23 protein-coding genes are annotated in these 22,422 nt (G+C 42.2%); 6 read left to right on the top strand and 17 right to left on the bottom strand.

Annotated elements, in window-relative coordinates; genetic code table 11:
* Position 1 precedes the first annotated feature (1 nt).
* Positions 2-865, bottom strand: a complete 864-nt coding sequence (locus tag DSL64_RS15140; protein ID WP_115831758.1) for an AraC family transcriptional regulator — start codon at positions 863-865, stop codon at positions 2-4.
* 137 nt (positions 866-1,002) lie between these two features.
* Between DSL64_RS15140 and DSL64_RS15135 the strand changes: the two genes are divergently transcribed.
* From DSL64_RS15135 to DSL64_RS15115, 5 genes are all read left to right on the top strand, one after another.
* Complete coding sequence (locus DSL64_RS15135) at positions 1,003-1,818, top strand: phytanoyl-CoA dioxygenase family protein (RefSeq protein WP_115831757.1); 816 nt, start codon at positions 1,003-1,005, stop codon at positions 1,816-1,818.
* Positions 1,819-1,934: 116 nt separating this feature from the next.
* Positions 1,935-4,685, top strand: coding sequence for a DUF1553 domain-containing protein (locus DSL64_RS15130; protein WP_115831756.1), 2,751 nt, complete (start codon positions 1,935-1,937; stop codon positions 4,683-4,685).
* Between the two features lie 135 nt (positions 4,686-4,820).
* The gene (locus DSL64_RS15125) at positions 4,821-6,296 is read left to right on the top strand and encodes a DUF1501 domain-containing protein (protein ID WP_115831755.1); all 1,476 of its coding nucleotides are present in this window, start codon (positions 4,821-4,823) and stop codon (positions 6,294-6,296) included.
* Positions 6,297-6,325: 29 nt separating this feature from the next.
* Positions 6,326-7,801 carry a c-type cytochrome domain-containing protein gene (locus DSL64_RS15120; RefSeq protein WP_115831754.1) on the top strand — a complete coding sequence of 492 codons (1,476 nt, stop codon included), beginning with the start codon at positions 6,326-6,328 and terminating at the stop codon, positions 7,799-7,801.
* A 45-nt stretch (positions 7,802-7,846) separates the two neighbouring features.
* Complete coding sequence (locus DSL64_RS15115) at positions 7,847-8,752, top strand: sugar phosphate isomerase/epimerase family protein (protein ID WP_229217098.1); 906 nt, start codon at positions 7,847-7,849, stop codon at positions 8,750-8,752.
* Between the two features lie 3 nt (positions 8,753-8,755).
* Here DSL64_RS15115 and msrC read toward each other — a convergent pair whose 3' ends face one another.
* On the bottom strand, positions 8,756-9,241 hold the full coding sequence (gene msrC, locus DSL64_RS15110) for a free L-methionine (R)-S-oxide reductase MsrC (RefSeq protein WP_115831752.1): 486 nt from the start codon (positions 9,239-9,241) through the stop codon (positions 8,756-8,758).
* Between the two features lie 157 nt (positions 9,242-9,398).
* Here msrC and purU point away from each other — a divergent pair, with 157 nt between their 5' ends.
* Positions 9,399-10,232: a formyltetrahydrofolate deformylase gene (gene purU / locus DSL64_RS15105; protein WP_115831751.1), complete on the top strand. Its 834-nt coding sequence runs from the start codon at positions 9,399-9,401 to the stop codon at positions 10,230-10,232.
* A 139-nt stretch (positions 10,233-10,371) separates the two neighbouring features.
* On the opposite strand, the gene DSL64_RS15100 is transcribed toward purU, so the two are convergent.
* The 15 genes from DSL64_RS15100 to ilvC form a co-directional block, all read right to left on the bottom strand.
* Positions 10,372-11,526 (bottom strand): 2-isopropylmalate synthase, encoded by a 1,155-nt coding sequence (locus DSL64_RS15100; protein ID WP_115831750.1) that lies wholly within the window; start codon positions 11,524-11,526, stop codon positions 10,372-10,374.
* A 269-nt stretch (positions 11,527-11,795) separates the two neighbouring features.
* Positions 11,796-12,866, bottom strand: a complete 1,071-nt coding sequence (gene leuB, locus DSL64_RS15095) for a 3-isopropylmalate dehydrogenase (protein ID WP_115831749.1) — start codon at positions 12,864-12,866, stop codon at positions 11,796-11,798.
* A gap of 7 nt (positions 12,867-12,873) precedes the next feature.
* Entirely contained in the window at positions 12,874-13,200 is a 327-nt protein-coding gene (locus DSL64_RS15090; protein WP_115831748.1) for a HepT-like ribonuclease domain-containing protein, read from the bottom strand.
* Complete coding sequence (locus DSL64_RS15085) at positions 13,197-13,475, bottom strand: nucleotidyltransferase family protein (RefSeq protein WP_115831747.1); 279 nt, start codon at positions 13,473-13,475, stop codon at positions 13,197-13,199. Before DSL64_RS15085 ends, DSL64_RS15090 begins: the two co-directional genes overlap by 4 nt.
* 60 nt (positions 13,476-13,535) lie before the next feature.
* A complete protein-coding gene (locus tag DSL64_RS15080) occupies positions 13,536-15,077 on the bottom strand; it encodes a hydroxymethylglutaryl-CoA lyase-like TIM-barrel protein (protein WP_115831746.1) in 1,542 nt (513 codons plus the stop codon).
* An 80-nt stretch (positions 15,078-15,157) separates the two neighbouring features.
* On the bottom strand, positions 15,158-15,754 hold the full coding sequence (leuD, locus tag DSL64_RS15075) for a 3-isopropylmalate dehydratase small subunit (RefSeq protein WP_115831745.1): 597 nt from the start codon (positions 15,752-15,754) through the stop codon (positions 15,158-15,160).
* A 60-nt stretch (positions 15,755-15,814) separates the two neighbouring features.
* Positions 15,815-16,174 carry a four helix bundle protein gene (locus DSL64_RS15070; protein WP_115831744.1) on the bottom strand — a complete coding sequence of 120 codons (360 nt, stop codon included), beginning with the start codon at positions 16,172-16,174 and terminating at the stop codon, positions 15,815-15,817.
* A 60-nt stretch (positions 16,175-16,234) separates the two neighbouring features.
* Positions 16,235-17,638, bottom strand: a complete 1,404-nt coding sequence (gene leuC / locus DSL64_RS15065) for a 3-isopropylmalate dehydratase large subunit (RefSeq protein WP_115831743.1) — start codon at positions 17,636-17,638, stop codon at positions 16,235-16,237.
* A 254-nt stretch (positions 17,639-17,892) separates the two neighbouring features.
* A complete protein-coding gene (locus DSL64_RS15060) occupies positions 17,893-18,192 on the bottom strand; it encodes a type II toxin-antitoxin system RelE/ParE family toxin (RefSeq protein WP_115831742.1) in 300 nt (99 codons plus the stop codon).
* A complete protein-coding gene (locus tag DSL64_RS15055) occupies positions 18,176-18,388 on the bottom strand; it encodes a DUF2683 family protein (RefSeq protein WP_115831741.1) in 213 nt (70 codons plus the stop codon). The genes DSL64_RS15060 and DSL64_RS15055 overlap by 17 nt, the downstream gene beginning before the upstream one ends.
* 80 nt (positions 18,389-18,468) lie before the next feature.
* Positions 18,469-19,317, bottom strand: a complete 849-nt coding sequence (locus DSL64_RS15050) for an AraC family transcriptional regulator (RefSeq protein WP_115831740.1) — start codon at positions 19,315-19,317, stop codon at positions 18,469-18,471.
* Positions 19,318-19,370: 53 nt separating this feature from the next.
* Complete coding sequence (gene ilvA / locus DSL64_RS15045; RefSeq protein WP_115831739.1) at positions 19,371-20,612, bottom strand: threonine ammonia-lyase; 1,242 nt, start codon at positions 20,610-20,612, stop codon at positions 19,371-19,373.
* 17 nt (positions 20,613-20,629) lie between these two features.
* Positions 20,630-20,836: a hypothetical protein gene (locus tag DSL64_RS15040; protein ID WP_115831738.1), complete on the bottom strand. Its 207-nt coding sequence runs from the start codon at positions 20,834-20,836 to the stop codon at positions 20,630-20,632.
* A 2-nt stretch (positions 20,837-20,838) separates the two neighbouring features.
* Entirely contained in the window at positions 20,839-21,276 is a 438-nt protein-coding gene (locus DSL64_RS15035; RefSeq protein ID WP_115831737.1) for a DUF6932 family protein, read from the bottom strand.
* Between the two features lie 67 nt (positions 21,277-21,343).
* Positions 21,344-22,390, bottom strand: a complete 1,047-nt coding sequence (ilvC, locus tag DSL64_RS15030; RefSeq protein ID WP_115831736.1) for a ketol-acid reductoisomerase — start codon at positions 22,388-22,390, stop codon at positions 21,344-21,346.
* Positions 22,391-22,422 lie beyond the last annotated feature (32 nt).

The raw sequence follows: 22,422 nt of genomic DNA, 5'->3' as shown, positions 1-22,422 counted from the left end.
GTTAAATACTTTTCAAAAATTGCTTTCGGTAATCCAGCGGACTACTTTTCATTTTCTTTTTAAAAACTTTATGAAAATAGGAAACATCGCCAAAGCCACTCTCATAGCAGATTTCCGATACAGCATGATCGGTGTTGAGTAGTTGTTGTGCCGCAAAGTTAATGCGGTATTCATTCACCATTTCTATAAAGGTCTTACTCGTTGCCTTCTTGAAGTATTTGCAAAACGCATTGGGCGACATATTTACGGCTGAGGACACATCTTCCAGCAAAATCTCCTGACGGAAATGATCAACAATATAGCCTAACGCAGTGTTAATCCTTTCTTTACTTTGTCCGGCAATAACCGGCGTAATTCCCTCATGGAGCAGTTGATACTCCGACTTCACCGCAAGCCGGTTGAGAATCGAAAGGAGTTGAGCTAATTTTTGAAACGGGTTCGGCTCGGACTCCAGCTGTTGCATCAAGGGGGCGATTTCAAGAGATACAGAGTCATTAAAACATATTCCCTGTGCACTCCTTACAAGCAAATGTGCTATTGGAAGTAGTTCCGGGCGCTCAAAAAAGTCTTTTCCCAGAAAATCACCCTCAAACTGTATGACGATTGATTCTACTCCAGAGCCATCATCATATTGATCAGACTTCCAGCAATGAGGCAGATCCGAACCCAGGAAAACGAGATCGCCTGCTTTGAAATCTTCCATGCTATTGCCGACATAACGCTTACCAGTACCCTTAACGATAAGCGTAAGTTCGTATTCAGGATGGAAATGATACGGAACGGTGAAGCGTTCGAGAAGAAATCTTCTCACCCGAAAGGAGATGTCGGGATTTGTATCAATGCTTTCAAACTGAGCTTTAACCATTGCTAATATTACTCTTTATTTTATGGTTTGATCTGGTTTGGATAGAATAAGCCACTAAGTAGCTAATATTTTCCCATATGGTTATATAAAAGGGTGTGATATTTGAATATTGAAATTCAATGTAAAATTTGAATATAATGAATACGACTATTCCTACCCTTAAAAATTACATTACCATAAACGATCATGACAAGTCCCGTTTCAGAGAAAATGGGCATGTCATGATTGAAAATGTTCTCAATGATGAAGAAATCACGCATTATCGGGATGTCATCAACAAAGCTGCTTTGAGATTCAACACAGAAAAAAGAAAGCTGCAAGACCGGGATACGTATGGAAAAGCTTTCCTTCAAATCATGAATTTGTGGGAAGTGGATGAAGAGGTGCGCACATTTTCTCTTGCCAAAAGATTCGGAAAAATAGCAGCTGATCTGCTCGGAGTGGAAAACGTGAGAATTTATCACGACCAGGCACTGTATAAGGAACCCGGCGGAGGGTTTACTCCCTGGCACCAGGATCAGTATTACTGGCCATTGGATACCAATAACACTGTTACGATGTGGATGCCCCTGATTGATATTACTGAAGACATGGGTATGCTCACATTTGCATCCGGCTCCCATAAAAATGGTTTCGTTAAAAATATCGCTATATCGGACGAGTCAGAGGCGATTTTGGAGGATTTTATCAAAGAGAAAGGCTTTGAAGTCACCCGTGCAAAAACCATGAAGGCGGGAGATGCCACCTGGCATTACGGCTGGACACTGCACTCTGCACCGGGTAATTATTCTCAAAATGTGATGAGAGAGGTTATGACAATCATTTTTGTGGCAGATGGAGCAAAGATTATCGCCCCGCAGAATGAACATCAGGAAGCAGACCGGCAGCGATGGATATGCGGTATGCCGGTAGGCGGTACGGTTAGTTCGGAATTAAATCCGGTTATACTCTAGAACAGTTAATTTTAAGATTATCAGAATATTCACCAGTAAGTAGGAGAGGAGAATTGGCTACTTTTTACTTATAAAGAATAAATTTTCACCTGCGTTTGAGCTGTATTTTCTGAATAATGATAAATAGAATCATAATTGGTTCCGTGGCTTTGGCTGTACTGCTTTTCTATTTCACGGGGGCAAACTGGTTTGGCGGAAAGGTAGACTATAATGCTGAGGTCAAACCGATCCTCAACAAGCATTGTATGGGTTGCCATGGAGGTGTAAAAAAGGCAGGTGATGTAAGTTTTTTGTTTGAACACGAAATGCTTGAACCCGGTAAATCGGGGAAAATTCCTGTGGTGCGTGGTGATGCCGATGCGAGCGAAATGATCAGAAGGATTCTGACGGATGACCCTGATGAAAAAATGCCTAAGAATGGAACTCCTCTCAGCGACGAGGATGTAGCCACGCTGAAAAAATGGATTAATCAGGGAGCAGAATGGAAAACACATTGGTCGTATAAGCGCATTGAAAAACCTGAGGTTCCTTCTTCAAAAAGTATATGGAACCTGTTTGGATTACTGAATCAGGAAGAAAGCAACTGGCCTGAAAATGAGATCGATCATTTTGTTCTGCAAAAAGTAAAGGAAAACAAGCTTTCGGTTTCGCCTGAAGCCGATAAAGCTACTTTGATAAGAAGAGTGAGCCTTGATCTTACCGGACTTCCTCCAACGGAAAAAGAGGTGCAAGATTTCAAAAATGATCATTCAGACAATGCGTATGAAAAGGTAGTAGATCGCCTCCTGAAATCTCCCGCTTATGGGGAGAAGTGGACATCTATGTGGATGGATCTGGCGCGGTATGCGGATACGAAAGGCTACGAAAGTGATGGAGGTCGGTCTATGTGGCGTTACAGGGATTATGTGGTGAAGTCTTTTAACGATGATAAGCCTTTTGATCAGTTTACGATAGAACAACTTGCCGGGGATTTACTTCCAAAAGGGAAAGATCATTTTCCGAAAGAAGAAAATATGATTGCGACTGGTTATCACAGAAATACGATGACCAATAACGAGGGAGGAACAGATGACGAAGAGTTTCGTACAGCTGCTTTGATTGATCGTGTGAATACAACCTGGGAAGTTTGGCAAGGCACTACTTTCGCCTGTATTCAATGCCATAGCCATCCTTATGATCCGATCCCTCACGAGGATTATTTTAAGTATATGGCCTTTTTCAACAACACACGTGATGAAGATGTGTGGGATGAGTGGCCTAAACTTCGGTTTTATAAGGGAGAAGATTCGGCTCGTGTGGAGCGGGTGAAACAATGGATCACGCAACACAATCCTAAGCAAACGGAAGAAGTAACGCAGTTTATGCGGGTGATGGAGCCGAAAATCAATGCACATAATTTTATCAAAGGGGATCAGTCAACGGTACTTCTCATTTCATACTATGGTGTAAAAGACAAAGGCAATGCGAGAATTCCGGCGGTTGACCTGACCGGAGCAGGTAATGTGGTAATGAATATTTCTACCAAGGCCGAAAATGCAGTATTGACTTTACATCTTGATAAGCTGGATGGCCCTGTTCTGTCTCAAATCAAAATTCCTGTTCGTGATACGGTATTGGTGGCACCCATTGTAAAAACAAATGGAAAACATGATATCTATTTGTCTCTGAAAAGCCCAAAGTCTCCAGAAGAATGGGTGAGAATTACATGGATGAGTTTTCAAAAAGAGTTGCCGGGCAGTGATAAAGTCGGGTATGATAAGATTGTAGCTGACTACTCCACTGTATTAACACGCCCTGCCGAAAGTATGCCGGTCGTTTGGGAAGGGAAAGGTGATTTTGCCCGAAAGACGAATGTTTTCGTACGTGGAAACTGGATGGTGAAAGGTGCTGAAGTACAGCCGGATGTGCCCAGATTATTGGCTCCTATGCCTAAGGGAGTGCAAAAGGATCGGCAAAGCCTTGCGAAGTGGATCGTAAGTAGGGAAAATGCGCTAACGGGTCGCGTAATTGTAAACCGGTTTTGGGAGCAGCTTTTTGGTAGAGGAATAGTGGAAACAGTGGAAGACTTTGGATCACAGGGAAGTGAACCTACACACCGCGAATTGCTGGATTGGCTTGCTGTGAAGTTCATAGAAGAGGATCACTGGAGCGTTAAAAAGCTTCTGAAAACAATTGTCATGTCCGCTACATACAGGCAAAGTTCCAAAACTGACAAGGACAAACTGGAGAAAGATCCATATAATATCTGGATTTCCCGGGGACCACGTGTAAGATTAAGTGCGGAACAGGTCAGAGATCAGGCGCTCGCCTGTGCAGGGCTGATTTCCAAAAAAATGTATGGTCCTGGCGTTATGCCTGCACAGCCTGATAAGATATGGCAGTCCCCCTATAGTGGAGAAAAGTGGACGCTTAGCGAAGGTGAAGATCGGTACAGAAGAGGAGTATACACCTATTGGAAACGAACTGCTCCGTATCCTTCTATGGTGACATTCGATGCGCCAAGCCGTGAATTCTGTCAATCAAGAAGGATTTTAACAAATACGCCTCTACAAGCGCTTGTTACATTAAATGACCCTGTATATCTGGAAGCTGCGGAAAAGTTGGCAAGCAATATGCTAAAACGTGGTAAAACACCCGAACAGCAGTTGACAGAAGGATACCGGATGCTGACATTCCAGCCTATCGAAAAAAAGAATCTGAATGTGTTGGTGAAAGTATATAATCAAGCACTTTCAACTTATAAAAATAAGCCGGTTGATGTAGACAGCATTCTTGTCTACGGAACAGAACGTTCTCCGGAACTGGCTGCTTTGACTATTTCTGCGAACGTGATGCTGAATCTGGATAATGTGGTTACGAAGGAGTAGGGCTTAGGGTAAGGGGCATAAGAAATTAGGAGTTTTAGCCTGAAAGGCTTCTATATATTAACCCGGGGCGCAGCCCCGAGGGTTTGAACAGATCATTAGCATTCAAAGGGAACCCTGTAGGGGGTTCAATGTCATATGGAAAAGCTATTAAAGGAACTTCAACACGCAGACTTACAGCGCCAGACAAGGCGGCACTTTCTGCAATCCTGCGGGTTTGGACTGGGAGCATTGGGGCTGGGATCTTTGCTGAGTTCGTGCGGAACGTCTTCAGCGGGAAAGTCTGTTTCAGAAGAGGGGTTTATGGCCAAAATTCCGCAGTTCGCCCCTAAGGCTAAACGGGTTATCTATATCCATATGGCGGGTGCCCCGTCTCAGTTGGAATTATTTGACTATAAGCCTGAACTGTTAAAATACCACGGTAAAGATTGTCCTGCTGAATTTCTGGAAGGCAAGAAGTTTGCATTTATTCAAGGGGTTCCCAAAATGTTGGGACCACAAGGGAATTTTAAACAATATGGACAATCAGGAGCTTGGATGTCTGATTATGTTCCTTATTTACAAACTGTAGCGGACGAAATTACTTTCCTGAAAGCGATGCATACGGATCAGTTCAATCATGCACCTGCTCAGTTACTCATGCATACAGGGAGTGCGCGTCTGGGCCGTCCGAGCCTGGGAGCATGGGCAACCTATGGATTAGGTTCAGAGAATCAGAATTTGCCCGGCTTTATTGTATTGGCATCCGGCGGTCAACAGCCGGATGCGGGTAAAAGTGTATATGGAAGTGGATTTTTGCCATCGGTGTATCAGGGAGTTCAATGTCGTACGGGTGGAGATCCGGTTTTATATGTAAGTGATCCTAGTGGAATGAACCGGGACATGCGCAAACAAACGATTGAAGCCATCAATGAAATAAACCGCCAGACTTATGAGGATGTACAGGATCCTGAAATTCTGACAAGGATTAGTCAATATGAGATGGCTTTCAGAATGCAGATGTCGGTTCCGGAAGTGATGGATGTTTCCAAAGAACCTCAGTTTGTATTGGATATGTATGGTGTAAAGCCGGGTGAAGGAACTTTTGCGATGAACTGCCTTCTGGCGCGTAAATTAGTAGAGAATGACGTTCGTTTTGTACAGCTTTTTGACTGGGGGTGGGACGGCCATGGTACCTCAAAGGATCACAATGTGGAAGGAGGACTTAGACAAAAATGTCTGGAATCGGACCGACCTGTTGCTGCATTAATTCAGGATCTAAAAATGCGCGGATTACTGGAAGAAACGCTGGTCATCTGGGGTGCAGAATTCGGGAGGACTCCTATGCAGGAGAACAGAAATGGGCTTGTGATGCCATTTATGGGACGGGATCACCATTTGGATGCTTTTACGATGTGGATGGCTGGGGGAGGTGTCAAACAAGGATATTCTCATGGAGAGACAGATGAGTTGGGTTATTATGGTGTGAAGGACCGGGTTCATGTACACGACTTGCAGGCAACAATCCTGAAGCTGATGGGTTTTGACCATGAGAAATTTACTTATCCTTTTCAGGGCAGGAATTTCAGGCTTACCGATACCGAAGGTAAAGTCGTAAAACAGGTTTTGGCCTGATGCATTTTTGATATTGTAATTTGTAAATAATGCTTTACCCCCTATTACAAGCGTCTTACTGGCCCCTTTTTATTGGCAGGTTCCATCCGGTTCTGGTTCATTTACCTATCGGTTTTCTTTTTGTAGCACTATTGCTTGAAATAGGCAGAAGGACAGGAAAAATAAACGTTTCTGAATCTGCTATTTCCTTCGTTTTATTCTGGTCGGCCGTAGGTGCAACATTCGCATGTGTTGCCGGTTATCTTTTGTCTCTGAGTGGTGGATATGATAATGAATTATTGATGCGGCATCAATGGCAGGGAATAGGTGTGGCAGCTTTTGCCTGGGTCGCCTGGGTTGTTAAATCAGACCTTTTGGGAGAAAAAATAACAATCGCTCCTCTGTTTTATTTACCGGCTTTTGGTATAGCTACAGTACTGACAATGACTGCCGGTCATGACGGTGGTTCATTGACGCACGGGGAGGGTTTTCTGACGCAGTATACACCCGAACCTTTCAGGAGCATGACCGGAATGGCTGCTATAGAGGAGCAAACTACCGAAATCAAACCGATTGCAAATGTGAACCAGGCTTTGGTGTATGGCGATATCGTGCGCCCGATACTAGAGGCCAGGTGTACGCAGTGTCATAATGCGAGTAAACAAAAAGGAGATTTGAGGCTTGATCAGGTGGCATTTATGCTAAAAGGAGGAAAAGACGGCCCTGCTTTTGTTGCTGGAAAAAGTGCGGAAAGTGAGCTGATCAAGCGATGTCTCTTACCAGAAAATGATGATGACAGAATGCCTCCTAAAGGTAAACCTCAACTTACGGATAATCAGATAACACTTTTATCGTGGTGGATCGATAATGGGGCACCGACGGATAAAAAAGTGTCGGAACTTAAAGTTTCAGAAGAGATCAAACCAGCATTGGCTGCACTTGGAAATGGATCTGTGCAGCGGGAGCCGAATAGGAAAACGGTGTTTTCTGAAAAGGTGGAGCCGGCGAATGAGGAAGCTATTGCTGCTTTGCGGAAAATTGGATTGGTGGTAAATCCTGTAGCTCAGGATCAGAATTTTATCGAAGTAAGTGCAATAAATGTCGGTAACTTCTCAGACGCAAACTTAACCTTACTTACTCCGTTATCCGATCAGATTGTCTGGCTCAAACTCGGTAAAACAAAAGTAACGGATGCGGGTATGGAGCAGATCAGCACATTGAAAAATCTCAATAGATTACATATTGAATATACGGCTGTGTCCGATGAAGGTCTAAAAATGCTTAAAGGGTTGCCGTATCTTGAGTATCTCAATCTGATAGGAGCAAAGGTGACTGACAAAGGATTGAATGATATAGCTGCGATGAAAAGTCTGAGATCCCTTTATGTATGGAAAACTGAGGCGAGTGATAGCGGGATTATCGGTGTAAGGAAGGCAAATCCCGGGCTGACGATAGTAGCCGGCCCTGATTCAACGGTGCTATCGCGCTTTAAAAGGAAGCCGGATAGCACAGCAGTTGCATTGTGAGATAATAGGGAAATTAATTTTTAAGATATGAACCGCCGAAATTTTATGAGTACATCACTTGCCGGGGCAGGAGCATTGGTAGGAATAGATGCTGTTGCTAGAGAAAATGCTGCACCTTTTCAGTTTGCTAACAAGTTGTCATTGAAAGTATTTGGGACGAACTGGGGTTTTAAAGGAACCACAGAGGAATTCTGTGCGGCAATAAAAAAGGAAGGTTATGATGGAACAGAAATGTGGTGGCCAGGCTCAAAAGAAAGACAGGCAGAGTTGCTTACTGCCTTGAATAAATATGATCTGGAAATAGGTTTCTTATGTGGGTCCCAGGATGACAATCCTGTTAAAAGCCTGGAAGCGTTCAAAAATCAGATTAATGCTGCTTCAAGTCAATTTGGGAAAAAACCACTGTATATCAATTGTCACAGCGGTCGTGATTTTTTTACCTACGAGCAAAACAAAGCTTTTATTGATCATACAACTGCAGTTTCAAAACAGACAAGCATTCCTATCTATCATGAAACACATCGGGGCAGAATGCTTTTTGCAGCACATATCACCAGAAATTTTATTGAAAAAAATCCGGATTTAAAACTGACCCTGGATATATCGCACTGGTGCAATGTGCATGAGAGCCTTTTGGCTAATCAGGAAGAAACTGTACAATTAGCTTTGACCAGGGTAGGGCATATTCATACCCGTATAGGCCACGAAGAAGGGCCGCAAGTGAACGATCCAAGAGCTCCTGAATGGGCTGCAGCTGTGAAAGCACATCTGGCCTGGTGGGATAAAGTGGTAGAATACAAGGTTAAAAGCGGTGAGGTACTTACCGTACTGACAGAGTTTGGTCCTCCTCATTATTTACCAACCGTACCCTATACTAATCAGCCTTTGGCGGATCAATGGGCGATTAATGTGTATATGATGAAGCTGTTTCGGGAAAGGTACTTAGCATAATCCTTAAAGCTTCTTTTCAATCAATCTTAAAATCGCTAATAATCCTTGTTTATCTACTTCGCTGAAATCATTTAACTCATCGCTGTCGACATCCAAAACCATAGCCACCGAACCGTTTCTGTGAAAAACAGGAAGCACGATCTCAGATTTTGATGCGGAACTACAAGCAATATGGCCGGGGAAAGCTTCTACATCAGGAACAATAATAGTTTCCTTTCTGGTGAAGCTGGCACCACAAACTCCTTTGTGGAAAGGGATGCGGGTACATGCCAGAGGTCCCTGGAAAGGTCCAAGAACAAGCTGACCTTCTTTGGCAATGTAAAATCCAACCCAAAAGAATCCGAACGCTTCTTTAAGAACAGCAGCTATGTTCGCCAGATTCGCAATCAAATCACTTTCTGTCTCTGTTAGTGCAGTGATCTGAGGAAGCAATGCATTGTAAATTTCAGCTCTGTCGGTGGTTTTGGGGATTAATAATTCTTCAGCCATTCTATTTATAAAAATTGTTAATTGTGAAACGTGTTTTTGGGACGATAAGTTACATTGAACTTTCTAAAATCAAATAAGTTGTTTTAATCGGTTATCTTTCAGTATTTTGGTTAAAATGCCTTATTTAGTACTTCAGAATATTTTTTAAGACTTAATAATGACCCAACGCCATATTTTATTGATGGATGGCCCTGATCATAAAGGGCTTATTTATAAGGTAACACGCATTCTTTTTGAGCATAATCAGAACATCATCAGAAATGATGAATATGTAAGCCCGTCGAAGTATTTTTTCATGCGGACTGAATTTGAAGGGGAAACTGATGCCAGTGAGTTACTGGAAGTGTTACAAAGAGAGCTTCCGGAAGGAATCAACCTGAGAGTAAATCCTAAAAAGAAAAAAGATGTGGTGGTGTTGGTGACAAAGGAACACCACTGTTTGGGAGAGTTGTTGATCCGTTATGCTTTTGATGAACTTGATGCAACCATTTTGGCGGTTGTTAGTAACTATAATACTTTACAGCCGCTGGTAAGCAAATTCGGTATACCATTCCATTTTATTTCTCATGAAAATAAGAGTCGGGAGGAGCACGAGGAGGCAATTCTGAGAACATTAGACGTATACCGACCGGAGTATCTGGTTCTGGCCAAATATATGCGGATCATTACCCCTGAATTCGTAAATCACTTCCCCGACAGGATCATCAATATTCACCATTCATTCTTACCTGCGTTTATAGGCGCAAATCCTTACCGACAAGCTTATGAAAGGGGGGTAAAGATTATAGGAGCCACGGCGCATTTCGTGAATAATGATCTGGATGAGGGGCCTATAATTGCTCAGGACGTTAAGTCAGTGGATCACCGGCAAACAGCTTTGGATATGTCTACAATCGGAAAGGATACAGAGAAGGCAGTTCTGTCAAAAGCTTTGAAACTGGTTTTCAATGACAGAGTTTTCATTCATAATAACAGAACCATCATCCTGTAAAATAAAAAAAAGCCCTTAGTCAGAATCACCGAGGGCTTTTTGTAATCTGATGGATGTTATTGAATACGTAACATTACAAAAAAATCTTCAAAACATCAAATTCATTTTCAGGCTATTAGCATTTCTAATAGGATTCTAATTATGCCGGAATCGCAGTGCGTGCCAAATCTACAAGATCTGCATCATTCACTTCCTTCTTAACGTCTGCTACTTCCAGGAATCTGGTATACAATTCGTCCAGTGTTGGTTTGTCGAAAGAGAAGCCCAAGAGCTCTAAACGATGTTTTAGTGCATGACGGCCGCTACGCGCTGTAAGCACGATATCCGACTTGTCTACGCCCACATCCTGTGGATTCATAATTTCGTAATTCAGCGTATTTTTCAGGTGTCCATCCTGGTGAATGCCTGAGCTGTGTGCAAACGCATTTCTGCCTACAATCGCTTTATTGGCTTGTACAGGCATACGCATCATTTTTGAAACGAGCTGACTTGTTGGATAAATAAACTGTGTGTTTACGCCAGTTTCCAGACCAAGTTCCTTATGAACATTCAGCGCCATCACTACTTCTTCAAGGGAAGTATTTCCAGCTCTTTCGCCGATACCATTGATGGTTACCTCCACCTGGCGCGCTCCCTGGCTGATACCTGCAATTGAATTTGCGGTGGCAAGGCCGAGGTCGTTATGGCAATGGATAGAGATTGTTGCCTTGTGTATATTTTTTACATTCTCGAAAATGTACTTAATCTTGTTACCATATTCTTCCGGAAGGCAGTATCCGGTAGTGTCAGGAATATTTACAACAGTAGCACCAGCTCCGATTACAGCTTCTACAAGCTGCGCAAGGAATACAAGGTCTGCTCTACCGGCATCTTCACAATAGAATTCTACATCTTCTACCTTACCTTTTGCATATTTGGTGGCAGAAATTGCTCTTTCAATGATTTTTTCCCTTGTGGTGTTAAATTTATGCTGAATGTGGATGTCAGATGAGCCAATACCGGTGTGTATCCGACCACGTTTTGCATATTGGAGTGCGTCCGCAGCTGCATCAATATCACCAATTACAGCTCTTGAAAGCGCACAGATGATAGGTTCACGAACAACTTTGGATATTTCCACTACAGAGCGGAAGTCGCCAGGACTTGACACCGGAAATCCAGCTTCGATCACATCAACGCCGAGTTTTTCGAGTTGTTTGGCAACAATTATCTTTTCCTCCGTTGTTAATTGGCTGCCTGGAACCTGTTCGCCGTCCCTTAAGGTGGTGTCGAAGATCTGAACTCGATTACTCATTTGAATGGGTATTTTTTATTATTTGAATTACGAATTTAATAATTTTTGACCAATATAAAACCCTTTCCCGTTGAGAGAAAGGGTTTTGGGCGACTCAAAACAAAACCTTCCTCTTTTTTAAGGAATACTAAGCAGAAGCCAATTTTTATTTTGATCGTGTGTCATGACCTATTCTGGTTGGCGAAATTTCGCTGACTGCGATTTTCTTCTGCAAAGAAAGTACAAGTTTTGTCTTAAACAAATATTATTTGGCAAAAACTTATAAAAAATCAAATTCTCTTTAATAGTTCTTCACCAGCTGCTTGCGTGTTCAGAATCTTATCCGCAGGAGTGGTCTCGTCGGCGATATCTTTAGTTCTGAATCCATCTTTCAAAAGCTTGTCAACTGCAGCGATAATTGCGTCAGATTCAGCTTTCAATCCGAAAGAAATATCAAGCAAAAGGGCAGCTGAAAGCACAGACGCCAATGGGTTAGCGATTCCCTTACCAGTGATATCGTGAGCAGAGCCATGGATAGGCTCGTATACACCTGTACTGTCGCCTACAGAAGCAGAGGCCAACATACCCATAGAGCCTGCAATCTGGCTCGCTTCGTCAGTAAGGATGTCACCAAATAGGTTCGCAGTTACGACAACATCAAAACGCTTAGGATCTTTGATCAACATCATGGCAGCTGAATCAACGAATTGGTGTTCAACTTCAACGTCAGGATACTCAGGAGCTAATTTCTGAACCACTTCTCTCCACAAGCGGCTTGTTTCCAACACATTCGCTTTGTCAACAGAGCAAAGTTTTTTGCGACGCGTACGTGCAGCATCGAATGCTTTACGTGCGATGCGTTCCACTTCGTAGCGGCTGTATTCAGCGATATCATAAGCAGTATCGCCTTCGTTTTTACGTCCTTTTTCTCCGAAGTAAATATCACCAGTCAATTCACGGAAGAAGAGAATGTCTGAACCTCTCAGAATTTCAGGCTTGATAGAAGATGCGCCAAGCAGTTCGTCAAAAAGTTTGATAGGACGCAGGTTTGCATACAATCCCAGCTCTTTACGCATTTTCAGTAGTCCTTGTTCAGGACGAACTTTTGCGCTTGGGTCGTTATCATATTTAGGGTGTCCAACGGCTCCGAAAAGAACCGCGTCAGATGCACGCATCTTTTCCAGGGTTTCGTCAGGAAGTGGATTTCCTGTTGCTTCGATGGCAACGTGACCTATAAGAGCTTCGTCGTAAGTGAACTCATGGCCGAATTTTGCAGCAATTTTTTCCAGAACTTTTTTTCCAACTTCTGTAACTTCCTGGCCTATACCATCACCTGGAACAATTAGAATATGCTTTTTCATTAATGAATTATATTGATTTTAATTTAAAAAGTAGTGTCGGAATATCCTCGGTAATAGTGGCGTAAACTGTAGTTGACGAAATACCAAAGTATTCATGTATCAGTTTATTTCGCATCAGTTTCATGAGTTTCCATTCAATTTCCGGATGCTGATCCTTGAAGGTCTCTGAAATTTTTGTGGCTGCTTCGCCGATTATTTCCAGTCTGCGATAAACAGCATCCTGCAACATGATATTGCTTTCAAAGTCAGATTCTGACTGTTCCTTCGTATAGCCAATTATGATTTCAATGGAATCAATGACGTCCTGAACATATACAAGATCGTCTCGTTTCATATCAATTCAACAAGATCAGAAAAGACATATTTTTGAATGGATGACTTCACTGCTTTGTATTCTACGAGATCTATTTTTCTCTGGCAGATTTTCTGAAGCTCATCTTCAAGTCGGAGAATATCGAACATGGTCATGTTATTTACTTCAATAAGTACATCTATATCGCTTTTGTCTGTCTCTTCATTACGGGCAAAAGATCCAAAAATGGCAGCTCTTGTAACATTATTTTTCAAGAGATGACTTTTAAGGCTTTGATAAAGTTGTTGCTTTTCCATATTCTCAACATGTTGACCTAATACAAATATATCCTATTTGATTATAAGGCATGGCATTAACTAAGGTTTTGAATCATCAGACACCCCCGTCAAATTCAGCATTTTCTGCGTCGCCATAATGGCCGATACAGTTTGATCCGAATCCAGTCCTCTTGTTTTAACATCTTTGCCATTGATCTCCCATGTTATGATAGTTTCACAAAGGGCATCTGTTTTTCCTCCGGGAGGTATACGAACGGTGTAATCAGTCAGCATCGGAAGATTGATCCCTTTCAGAGCATAGATTTTTTTCAGTGCATTCATAAATGCATCATACTGCCCGTCGCCCTGCGCATTCTCTTCAAAAATTTCATTTCCAAAACGTATTTGTAATGTGGCAGATGGTTTGAGGTTCTTAGAGTGGGTAAGCACGTAATTGAGAATGGAAACCTTTTCTTCAATTGTATTACTATCCAGTACATCGGAAATGATGTAAGGAAGATCATCGGGGGTCACAGCTTCCTTACGGTCGCCGAGCTCAATAATCCTTTGTGTCACCTTTTTAAGATCAGCGTCGGCCAGAGTAATCCCCAAATCTCTGAGATTATTTTCAATATTGGCTTTTCCTGACGTTTTTCCCAGTGCATAAGAACGTAGCCGTCCGAAACGCTCGGGCATCAGTTTGCTGAAATACAGATTGTTTTTCTTATCACCATCTGCATGTATACCAGCCGTTTGAGTAAAAACACTCTCTCCAACGATAGGTTTATTGGAAGGAATTCGGATTCCTGAAAATGTTTCAACCAGTTTGCTTACCGAATACAAGGATTTTTCATTCACTGATGTTTCAAGTTCGGGCATGAAATCATCAATGACTGCAATTGTGCTTGCAAGCGGGGCATTTCCCGTTCTTTCACCCATACCGTTGACAGTGAGGTGTAATCCGTGTACTCCGGCTCTGAGTGCTTCCATTACATTGGCTACACTCAGATCGTAATCGTTATGTGCATGGAACTCAAAACGACATGTGGGATACTTGTCTACAATGGATTTGACGAAATCATAGGATTCCGAAGGTGTAAGAATGCCCAGGGTATCTGGGAGCAAAATTCTTTTAACCGGTAATTCACAAAGAAAATCTAGTGCCTGAAATACGTATTCTCTCGAATTTCGCATGCCATTGCTCCAGTCTTCTAAGTATACATTGCAATTAATTCCGGATGCTACCGCCAGTTCAATCACTTTTTGAATATCAGCAAAATGTTCGGCTGGCGTTTTTTTGAGCTGATGCTGAAGGTGATTTAATGAACCTTTGGTAAGCAAATTCATCACACGCGCACCGGCTTCTTTCATCCAATTGATGGAAGCGTCTCCATCAACAAATGTAAGTACCTCAATTTTATCAAGGTAACCATTCGCTTCAGCCCACTTGGTAATTTGTTTTACAGCCTGAAATTCTCCTTCCGAAACACGTGCGGAGGCAATTTCTATACGATCCACCTTCACCTCTTGTAAAAGAAGCTGAGCGATGGTTAATTTTTCCGATGCTGAAAACGACACTCCGCTGGTTTGTTCACCATCACGGAGTGTCGTGTCCATTATTTCAATATAGCGTCTGTTCATGGGGCTTTCGGCAGTCAGCCTTTGGCTATCAAACTATATCCGCACAAGCCGATAGCTGACAGCTGATGGCTGATAGCCATCTAGTAAATTCTCGTTGTTTCAAACTCCTGGATTTCGCCCTTCATGGCTTGCAGATAATCAATATCATCATAGCCATTGATCATGTTATGCTTTTTATAGCCATTGATCGCGAAAGATTCCTGCTCACCTGTAGCAACCAGTGTGATAGTTTGTTCGGGCAGATTCACTTCCAGTTCAGCATTAGGATCTGCTTCGATAGCCTGGAATATTTTATCCAAAAATTCAGGACTGACTTGTACAGGTAAAATTCCGATGTTCAGAGAGTTACCTTTGAAGATATCTGCAAAAAAGCTGGAAACGACACAACGGAAACCGTAGTCATAGATCGCCCACGCTGCGTGCTCACGGCTTGAACCGCTACCGAAGTTATGGCCTCCAACCAGGATTTTGCCTGAATAGATTGGGTTATTTAAAACGAAATCAGCTTTCGGTGTATCGTCACCGTTATAGCGCCAGTCTCTGAATAGGTTGTCGCCAAATCCTTCGCGTTTAGTCGCTTTAAGGAAACGTGCAGGGATAATCTGATCCGTATCCACGTTTTCAATCGGCAAAGGAACTGCCGTGCTCTTTAATATGGTGAATTTATCGTATGCCATTTGTATGGGGCTTTCGGCTTTCGGCTGTCGGCGGTCGGGCTGTAACCGAGTGGGACATCGTTAACTTCCGGCGTTTAATTTTTTAATTAGGTGATATAATTGCTTTTTAATAGACACTATTTCAATAGAAAGAGGCTCATAGCTTTGTTCGTCCAAGTAATCCAAATCTTTTGCCAAAAGTGTGAGGTATTCAACTTCCTGACAAGATCCAAAAGAGATTCCTAGAAACCGGGCAAAGTCTCTTTCGCTTAGTTTTCCACATCCTTCTGAAATATTGGCAGATATCGAAATGCCTGCCCTTCTTATTTGAGAAGTTAACCCAAATTTTTCTTCCTGAGGGAAGTTTTTAGTCAATCTGTAAAGTTCAAGCACAAGCTTATGACTTTGCTCCCAAACAGCATATTTTCTAAAATCTCTCATTATCGAAATAGTGTGTTATTTGCAAAGGTTTGACAGCCGATAGCCGACTGCCGAAGTCACTCAAAGTAATTCTCTCGGATCTGTCACTACTCCCGTCACCGCTGCTGCAGCTGCTACTAATGGGCTCGCCAAAAGCGTTCTTGCGCCGGGGCCTTGGCGACCTTCGAAGTTTCTGTTTGAGGTACTTACTGCATATTTGCCAGCTGGAATCTTATCATCATTCATTGCAAGACATGCAGAGCAGCCTGGCTGACGAAGTTCAAAACCTGCATCAGTTAAGATGTCAAGAATTCCTTCTTCTTTGATTTGAGCCTCTACGATGTGAGATCCCGGAACGATCCATGCAGTAACGTTGTCTGCCTTCTTGCGACCTTTTACGATAGAAGCAAATGCTCGGAAGTCTTCGATACGACCATTGGTACAGCTACCGATGAATACGTAGTCTATTTTTTTGCCAAGCATGGATTCGTTTTCATGGAAGCCCATGTAGTTCAACGATTTGTCATAAGTAGCTTTGCCGCCTTCTACCTGGTCTGCTGAAGGGATATTGAAAGTGATACCTTGTCCCATTCCAGGGTTAGTACCATAAGTAATCATTGGCTCAATATCAGCAGCATCGAAAGTATATTCTTTGTCGAAAGTTGCGTCTTCGTCGGTAACGAGCGTCTTCCAATATGCAAGGGCTTCATCCCATTTCTCACCTTTGGGAGCTTGTTCACGGCCTTCGATATAGTCGAAAGTAGTTTGGTCAGGGGCGATCATACCGCCACGTGCACCCATTTCAATACTCATGTTACAAACCGTCATACGGCCTTCCATGGTCATATTACGGAATACATCACCTGCGTACTCAACAAAATAACCTGTTGCGCCCGCAGTAGTCAGTTTGGAAATGATGTATAGCGTAACATCTTTTGGAGTTACTGCTTTGCCTAATTTACCATTTACGTTTACACGCATTTTTTTAGGCTTAGGCTGCATGATACATTGCGAAGAAAGTACCATCTCTACTTCCGAAGTTCCGATACCAAAAGCAATCGCACCAAAAGCACCGTGTGTAGAAGTGTGAGAATCACCGCAAACGATGGTCATTCCGGGAAGTGTAATTCCATTTTCAGGACCTACAACGTGAACGATACCATTTCTTGCATTGCCCAATCCCCAGTGGGAAATACCATACTTCGCAGAGTTGGTTTCCAACGCTTTAAGCTGATTAGCAGAAAGAGGATCCTGAACCGGAAGGTGCTGGTTGATAGTAGGCGTATTGTGGTCAGCTGTTGCGAAAGTACGCTCAGCATACATAACACCAATATTTCTTGTTTCCAGGCCAAGGAAAGCAACCGGACTTGTTACTTCGTGGATAAAGTGGCGGTCGATAAAAAAAACATCCGGGCCATCTTCAATTTTGCGGACAACGTGTGCATCCCACACTTTGTCGAACAGTGTACTTGCTTGATTACTCATTCTCAATTTATGGTGAATATGTAACTAATATTATACTTTTCTGATTTTGAGCTAAATAGATATCCAAACATAGTGGAGCAGAGCTACTAATCAATCAGGGAAACAAATTTCACCAGAATACTTCGGATAAGCATAACGAGAAACGTTCAAAAAGTAGTGATTTTGGTTTGAATGAAGAGTTTGAACGAAAATCTTTATCTAGTTCTGGGAATTTTATTAATGGAGAAAGGTATAGTGCTATGTCAGATTACTTGCTATTCATTGAAAAGAGGCTCTTGTCTGTTATCCCAGAAGAAGAGTATTTGTACCTGAGAAGATGAGACTTCATAGAAAAAAGAGCAGTTCTTATTTACTAGTCCTTTTCTCAAATTTGGATAATTATCAATTTCTTTGAAGACAAATGGTTTGTCTTTAAGAATCTCCAAAGTCTTGAAAGCTTTCAGCTCGAATTTATTGGCTACCTTTTCTCCCCAGCGCGCATGTATTTGTTCAACAATAGCTTCATAGGAGTCAATAGCAGTACTTGAAAGTATGACTTCAAATATTTTTTCCAATCGTCCTTATTTGTTTGAACTCATCCAAAGTGACTGTACGGCCTGCCCGGAAATCTTCTTGTCCTCTTTTGATTCCTTCCAGGACATGTGGTGGCAATTGTTCCTCCTTCTTCTCGAAAGGAACTTTGAGAGCTTCTAAAAAAGCGATGACAGCCTTTTCCTGAGATTTAGAAGGATGTACGATAATTGTTTCCATAATCAAATAATTGGTAATCAGTGGAACCAGCTTCTACAAATATACGCATTTGAACTCAGGATAAATATAGGCACGAGTCCTTATCCATGCCTCTTCGGCGTTACGCCAAATTTCTCCTTGTACGTCTTTATAAAATGAGAAACGCTTTCGTAACCAATCTCCGTACTGATCTCACTCACATTTTTGGAATTGTTTCTTAAAAGAAAATCAGCGTAGTCAAGGCGCTTGTTTTTAAGCCAAAGAGCAGGTGAAGTTTTGAATTCTTCCTGAAAATCACGTTTAAAGGCGGACAGGCTACGGCCGGATAACCGGGCAAGCTCATTCAGCGTAAGCGGTTTCAGGTAGTAGCTGTTCATCAGGAATGAAAGGTCTACCTTTTCCCCGATATACAAACTGTACAAATTGGCACGTAGTCTTTTGGAAACGTCTAATTCCAGTAAATGAAGAAGCAATTCCTGAAACTTCAGACGTAGAAAATGATTCTTCAGTTCCGTTCTGGAGCGGAAATAGGGAAAAACAGATTGAATGAATTTCTCAAAGTTTTCATCCGATTTTAAAGGTAGAATAGGGTTTTCGAGAACAGTTAACGCTTCTTCGGGATTAAATAGCTCCGGATGAAGGTTCACGAACTCCTTCAGTAACTTCTCATCAAAAAAGAAAACCAGACTTTTATACGATTCGTTGATGGACTCAGACATCAGATAAAAACCACGCTGAACGAATAGAATGTCTCCTTTTTCGACATATACCTCCTGTGTGGGGCTGCTGAACTTCTTTTCTCCTTCCAGCACCACAATTACAGCATGCTCTTCAAAAAAAACCTCATACTTTGAAGGGTAAATTTCATTACGATACGCCACAAAAGTCATATCCTGAATCTTCAGGGATTCAAATTCGGATGAGCTGATATGTGACGGGACGCGTAGCAAGTGGTAAATTGTGTAAATATTTGGGTTGCATGCCTAAAGGTATTGCGATGTTCCTACACCAAAAACTGAAACAGATCCGGCTGGTCGTTCAGGTATTCGTACACAACCCTATGCTCTTCCATGCGGGACATAAGCGGTTCAAAGTCTTCCCGGCTTTTTAACTCAATTCCAATAAGAGCAGGACCTTGCTCTTTGTTCGTTTTTTTGATGTATTCGAAACGTGCAATGTCATCATTGGGCCCCAGTACATTTAAAAATTCTCTGAATGCTCCGGCGCGCTGCGGAAAACGGATGATGAAATAATGTTTCAGCCCTTCATAAAGTAATGATCGCTCTTTTATTTCTTCCGTCCGGGTAATGTCGTTGTTTCCGCCGCTGATGAGTGCGACTACATTTTTTCCTTTAATTTCTTCTTTGACAAAATCTAATGCAGCAACTGTCAACGCTCCTGCTGGTTCGGCAACAATGGCTTCTTCGTTGTAAAGTTGAAGTATGGTCGAGCATACTTTTCCTTCCGGAATCAGCACAACATCATCCAGACTTTTACTGCAAATGTCGAAAGTGATATCTCCGGCTCTGCGAACAGCGGCGCCATCCACAAATTTGTCAATATGATCCAGCGTAATCACTCCACCGTTTGCCATAGAAGCTTGCATGGTAGGAGAGCCTGCAGGTTCAACGCCGATGAGTTTTGTTTTTGGGGAAAGCTGTTTGAAAACAGTTGAGATACCGGATGCCAGTCCGCCACCGCCTATGGCCATAAGCATGAAATCGATTTTGAAATCAGCGTCTTTGAAAATTTCCAATCCTACAGTTCCCTGTCCTTCTATCACCTGAAGATCGTCAAAAGGATGGACAAAAGTAGCATTGTTGGCTTTTTGATAAACAACTGATGCGTGATAGGCGTCATCGTAAGTATCACCTACAAGCAGTACATCCACCCATTCTTTCCCAAAAAGACGTACTTGCTTTATCTTTTGAGCGGGAGTTGTGGTGGGCATAAAAATGGCCCCTTTAACTTGCATTTTCCGACAGGCGTAAGCAACACCCTGAGCATGATTTCCTGCACTCGCGCACACAACTCCTCCGGCAAGGGCTTCTGCACTCAAACTGGCCATTTTGTTGTAGGCACCTCTTATTTTGTAAGATCGAACGGTTTGCAAGTCTTCCCTTTTGAGGTAAATATTTGCTTCGTACTGTTCTGATAGGTGCGCGTTGTAAAGTAACGGAGTGTGGTTAATTACGCCGCGAAGCCGTTCTGCAGCGAGGAAAATATTGTCGAGAGTGGGAGACATATAAAATAAAAGGTTCTTTATGCAGCAATCTGAACCTTAGCGTTGGTTGCTTGAGATAGTAAATCTGCTAATTGTTGCGACAATTCTTTTTTAAGGGAAATGTACTGATTAATAATTAAATCTTCTGATCCAGAGTCCACATGCCTGTTAATCATGCTTTCTACACGACGGATTTTTTCAAGGGTATGAAAAATTTCTATTTCAAGTTCATCGTAAATTTCCATGATCAAATTGTTAGTTCAATGAATCCTTTCCTTTTATTCTTTCTGTCGGTCGTGAAAAAATGAAGCCAGTCTAACTTATCAAGTTTTGTCAAGTGAAAATTTGGATGATCTTCCGGAAAGACTTTCACATAATACAAATCTACAAATTCCTGACTCTCTTTTAAAGCGCTTAGTTGATTCTGTTTCGATTTAAAGTATTGAAAATTAACAAAAACGACAACATCTATGTCATTAGGTTTGGTCTTCTGAGTTACAAAACTGCCATCAATCCAAAACACGACATCATCTGTAGTTATCTGTTTGAGTTCGACCATGAACTGAAATAGCTTTGAAAGTAGGAATTTGCGATGTTCATCGGATCCAAAAATCAATTCAAACTCATCGATCTTTAGTTTGTGTGGTTTGTATGGAAATATGTATCCATTGTTGTCAAACTTCATGAGCAAATAACAAAAGTACCCCTAAACCAGAAGCTCAGGGGTACATGTATATTGAGATTATGAAAAACTAGCTATTTTCCGGACGTAGGCTACGTACAGTCTGACCAGCTCTCCACATTTCTGATTCGCGAAGTTCAGCTAATTCTTCTTCCAATTTCACACGGTAGTCAGATTGCGAGTTACGAGTGATTGAGATGTTAGCTTGCTCGCCTGATTTTACAGAGTTGTAAAGTTGTTCGAAAACTGGCTTAGTAGCGTCACGGAAAGGTTTCCACCAGTCAAGAGCACCACGCTGCGCTGTAGTAGAGCAGTTTGCGTACATCCAGTCCATACCGTTTTCAGCAACAAGTGGCATCAACGACTGAGTCAATTCTTCAACTGTTTCGTTGAAAGCTTCAGATGGAGAGTGTCCGTTTGAACGAAGTACTTCATACTGAGCAGCGAAGATACCCTGGATAGCACCCATCAAAGTACCACGCTCACCTGTAAGGTCAGAAGTTACTTCACGGTAGAAATCAGTTTCGAACAAATATCCTGAACCAACACCGATACCCATTGCGATACATTTTTCGCGTGCTTTACCAGTTGCATCCTGGAACACAGCGAAAGATGAGTTCAATCCTTTTCCTTCTACGAACAAACGACGAAGTGAAGTTCCTGATCCTTTTGGAGCTACAAGATATACATCTACGTCAGCAGGAGGAACAATACCAGTCTGATCTTTATAAGTTACACCGAAACCGTGTGAGAAATAAAGTGATTTTCCGGCAGTAAGATTTGCTTTAACGGTAGGCCAAAGTTCGATTTGAGCTGCATCAGAAAGAAGGTAGCAAATAATTGTTCCTTTTGCCAAAGCTTCTTCAAGTTCGAAAAGAGTTTCACCAGGAACCCATCCGTCTGCAACTGCTTTATCCCATGATTTTCCACCTTTACGTTGTCCAACGATTACATTGAATCCGTTGTCACGCATGTTAAGGCTTTGACCAGGACCCTGTACACCGTAACCGATTACAGCGATAGTTTCAGTAGAAAGTACTTCACGCGCTTTTTCAAGTGGAAATTCTTCACGGGTTACTACTTCTTCTTCGACCCCGCCGAAATTTAATTTTGCCATTGATTATTGATTGGATTAATTAATTACTCGAT

Origin of the sequence: Dyadobacter luteus (genome assembly GCF_003383615.1) — a bacterium.
GTDB lineage: Bacteria > Bacteroidota > Bacteroidia > Cytophagales > Spirosomataceae > Dyadobacter > Dyadobacter luteus.
This window is presented reverse-complemented; position numbering and strand designations above follow the sequence as displayed.

Bases quoted from the DNA above. Each gene is read 5' to 3' on its own strand.
- DSL64_RS15140 (WP_115831758.1), bottom strand. From the start codon at position 865: ATGGTTAAAGCTCAGTTTGAAAGCATTGATACAAATCCCGACATCTCC.
- DSL64_RS15135 (WP_115831757.1), top strand. From the start codon at position 1,003: ATGAATACGACTATTCCTACCCTTAAAAATTACATTACCATAAACGAT.
- DSL64_RS15130 (WP_115831756.1), top strand. From the start codon at position 1,935: ATGATAAATAGAATCATAATTGGTTCCGTGGCTTTGGCTGTACTGCTT.
- DSL64_RS15125 (WP_115831755.1), top strand. From the start codon at position 4,821: ATGGAAAAGCTATTAAAGGAACTTCAACACGCAGACTTACAGCGCCAG.
- DSL64_RS15120 (WP_115831754.1), top strand. From the start codon at position 6,326: ATGCTTTACCCCCTATTACAAGCGTCTTACTGGCCCCTTTTTATTGGC.
- DSL64_RS15115 (WP_229217098.1), top strand. From the start codon at position 7,847: ATGAGTACATCACTTGCCGGGGCAGGAGCATTGGTAGGAATAGATGCT.
- msrC (WP_115831752.1), bottom strand. From the start codon at position 9,241: ATGGCTGAAGAATTATTAATCCCCAAAACCACCGACAGAGCTGAAATT.
- purU (WP_115831751.1), top strand. From the start codon at position 9,399: ATGACCCAACGCCATATTTTATTGATGGATGGCCCTGATCATAAAGGG.
- DSL64_RS15100 (WP_115831750.1), bottom strand. From the start codon at position 11,526: ATGAGTAATCGAGTTCAGATCTTCGACACCACCTTAAGGGACGGCGAA.
- leuB (WP_115831749.1), bottom strand. From the start codon at position 12,866: ATGAAAAAGCATATTCTAATTGTTCCAGGTGATGGTATAGGCCAGGAA.
- DSL64_RS15090 (WP_115831748.1), bottom strand. From the start codon at position 13,200: ATGAAACGAGACGATCTTGTATATGTTCAGGACGTCATTGATTCCATT.
- DSL64_RS15085 (WP_115831747.1), bottom strand. From the start codon at position 13,475: ATGGAAAAGCAACAACTTTATCAAAGCCTTAAAAGTCATCTCTTGAAA.
- DSL64_RS15080 (WP_115831746.1), bottom strand. From the start codon at position 15,077: ATGAACAGACGCTATATTGAAATAATGGACACGACACTCCGTGATGGT.
- leuD (WP_115831745.1), bottom strand. From the start codon at position 15,754: ATGGCATACGATAAATTCACCATATTAAAGAGCACGGCAGTTCCTTTG.
- DSL64_RS15070 (WP_115831744.1), bottom strand. From the start codon at position 16,174: ATGAGAGATTTTAGAAAATATGCTGTTTGGGAGCAAAGTCATAAGCTT.
- leuC (WP_115831743.1), bottom strand. From the start codon at position 17,638: ATGAGTAATCAAGCAAGTACACTGTTCGACAAAGTGTGGGATGCACAC.
- DSL64_RS15055 (WP_115831741.1), bottom strand. From the start codon at position 18,388: ATGGAAACAATTATCGTACATCCTTCTAAATCTCAGGAAAAGGCTGTC.
- ilvA (WP_115831739.1), bottom strand. From the start codon at position 20,612: ATGTCTCCCACTCTCGACAATATTTTCCTCGCTGCAGAACGGCTTCGC.
- DSL64_RS15040 (WP_115831738.1), bottom strand. From the start codon at position 20,836: ATGGAAATTTACGATGAACTTGAAATAGAAATTTTTCATACCCTTGAA.
- DSL64_RS15035 (WP_115831737.1), bottom strand. From the start codon at position 21,276: ATGAAGTTTGACAACAATGGATACATATTTCCATACAAACCACACAAA.
- ilvC (WP_115831736.1), bottom strand. From the start codon at position 22,390: ATGGCAAAATTAAATTTCGGCGGGGTCGAAGAAGAAGTAGTAACCCGT.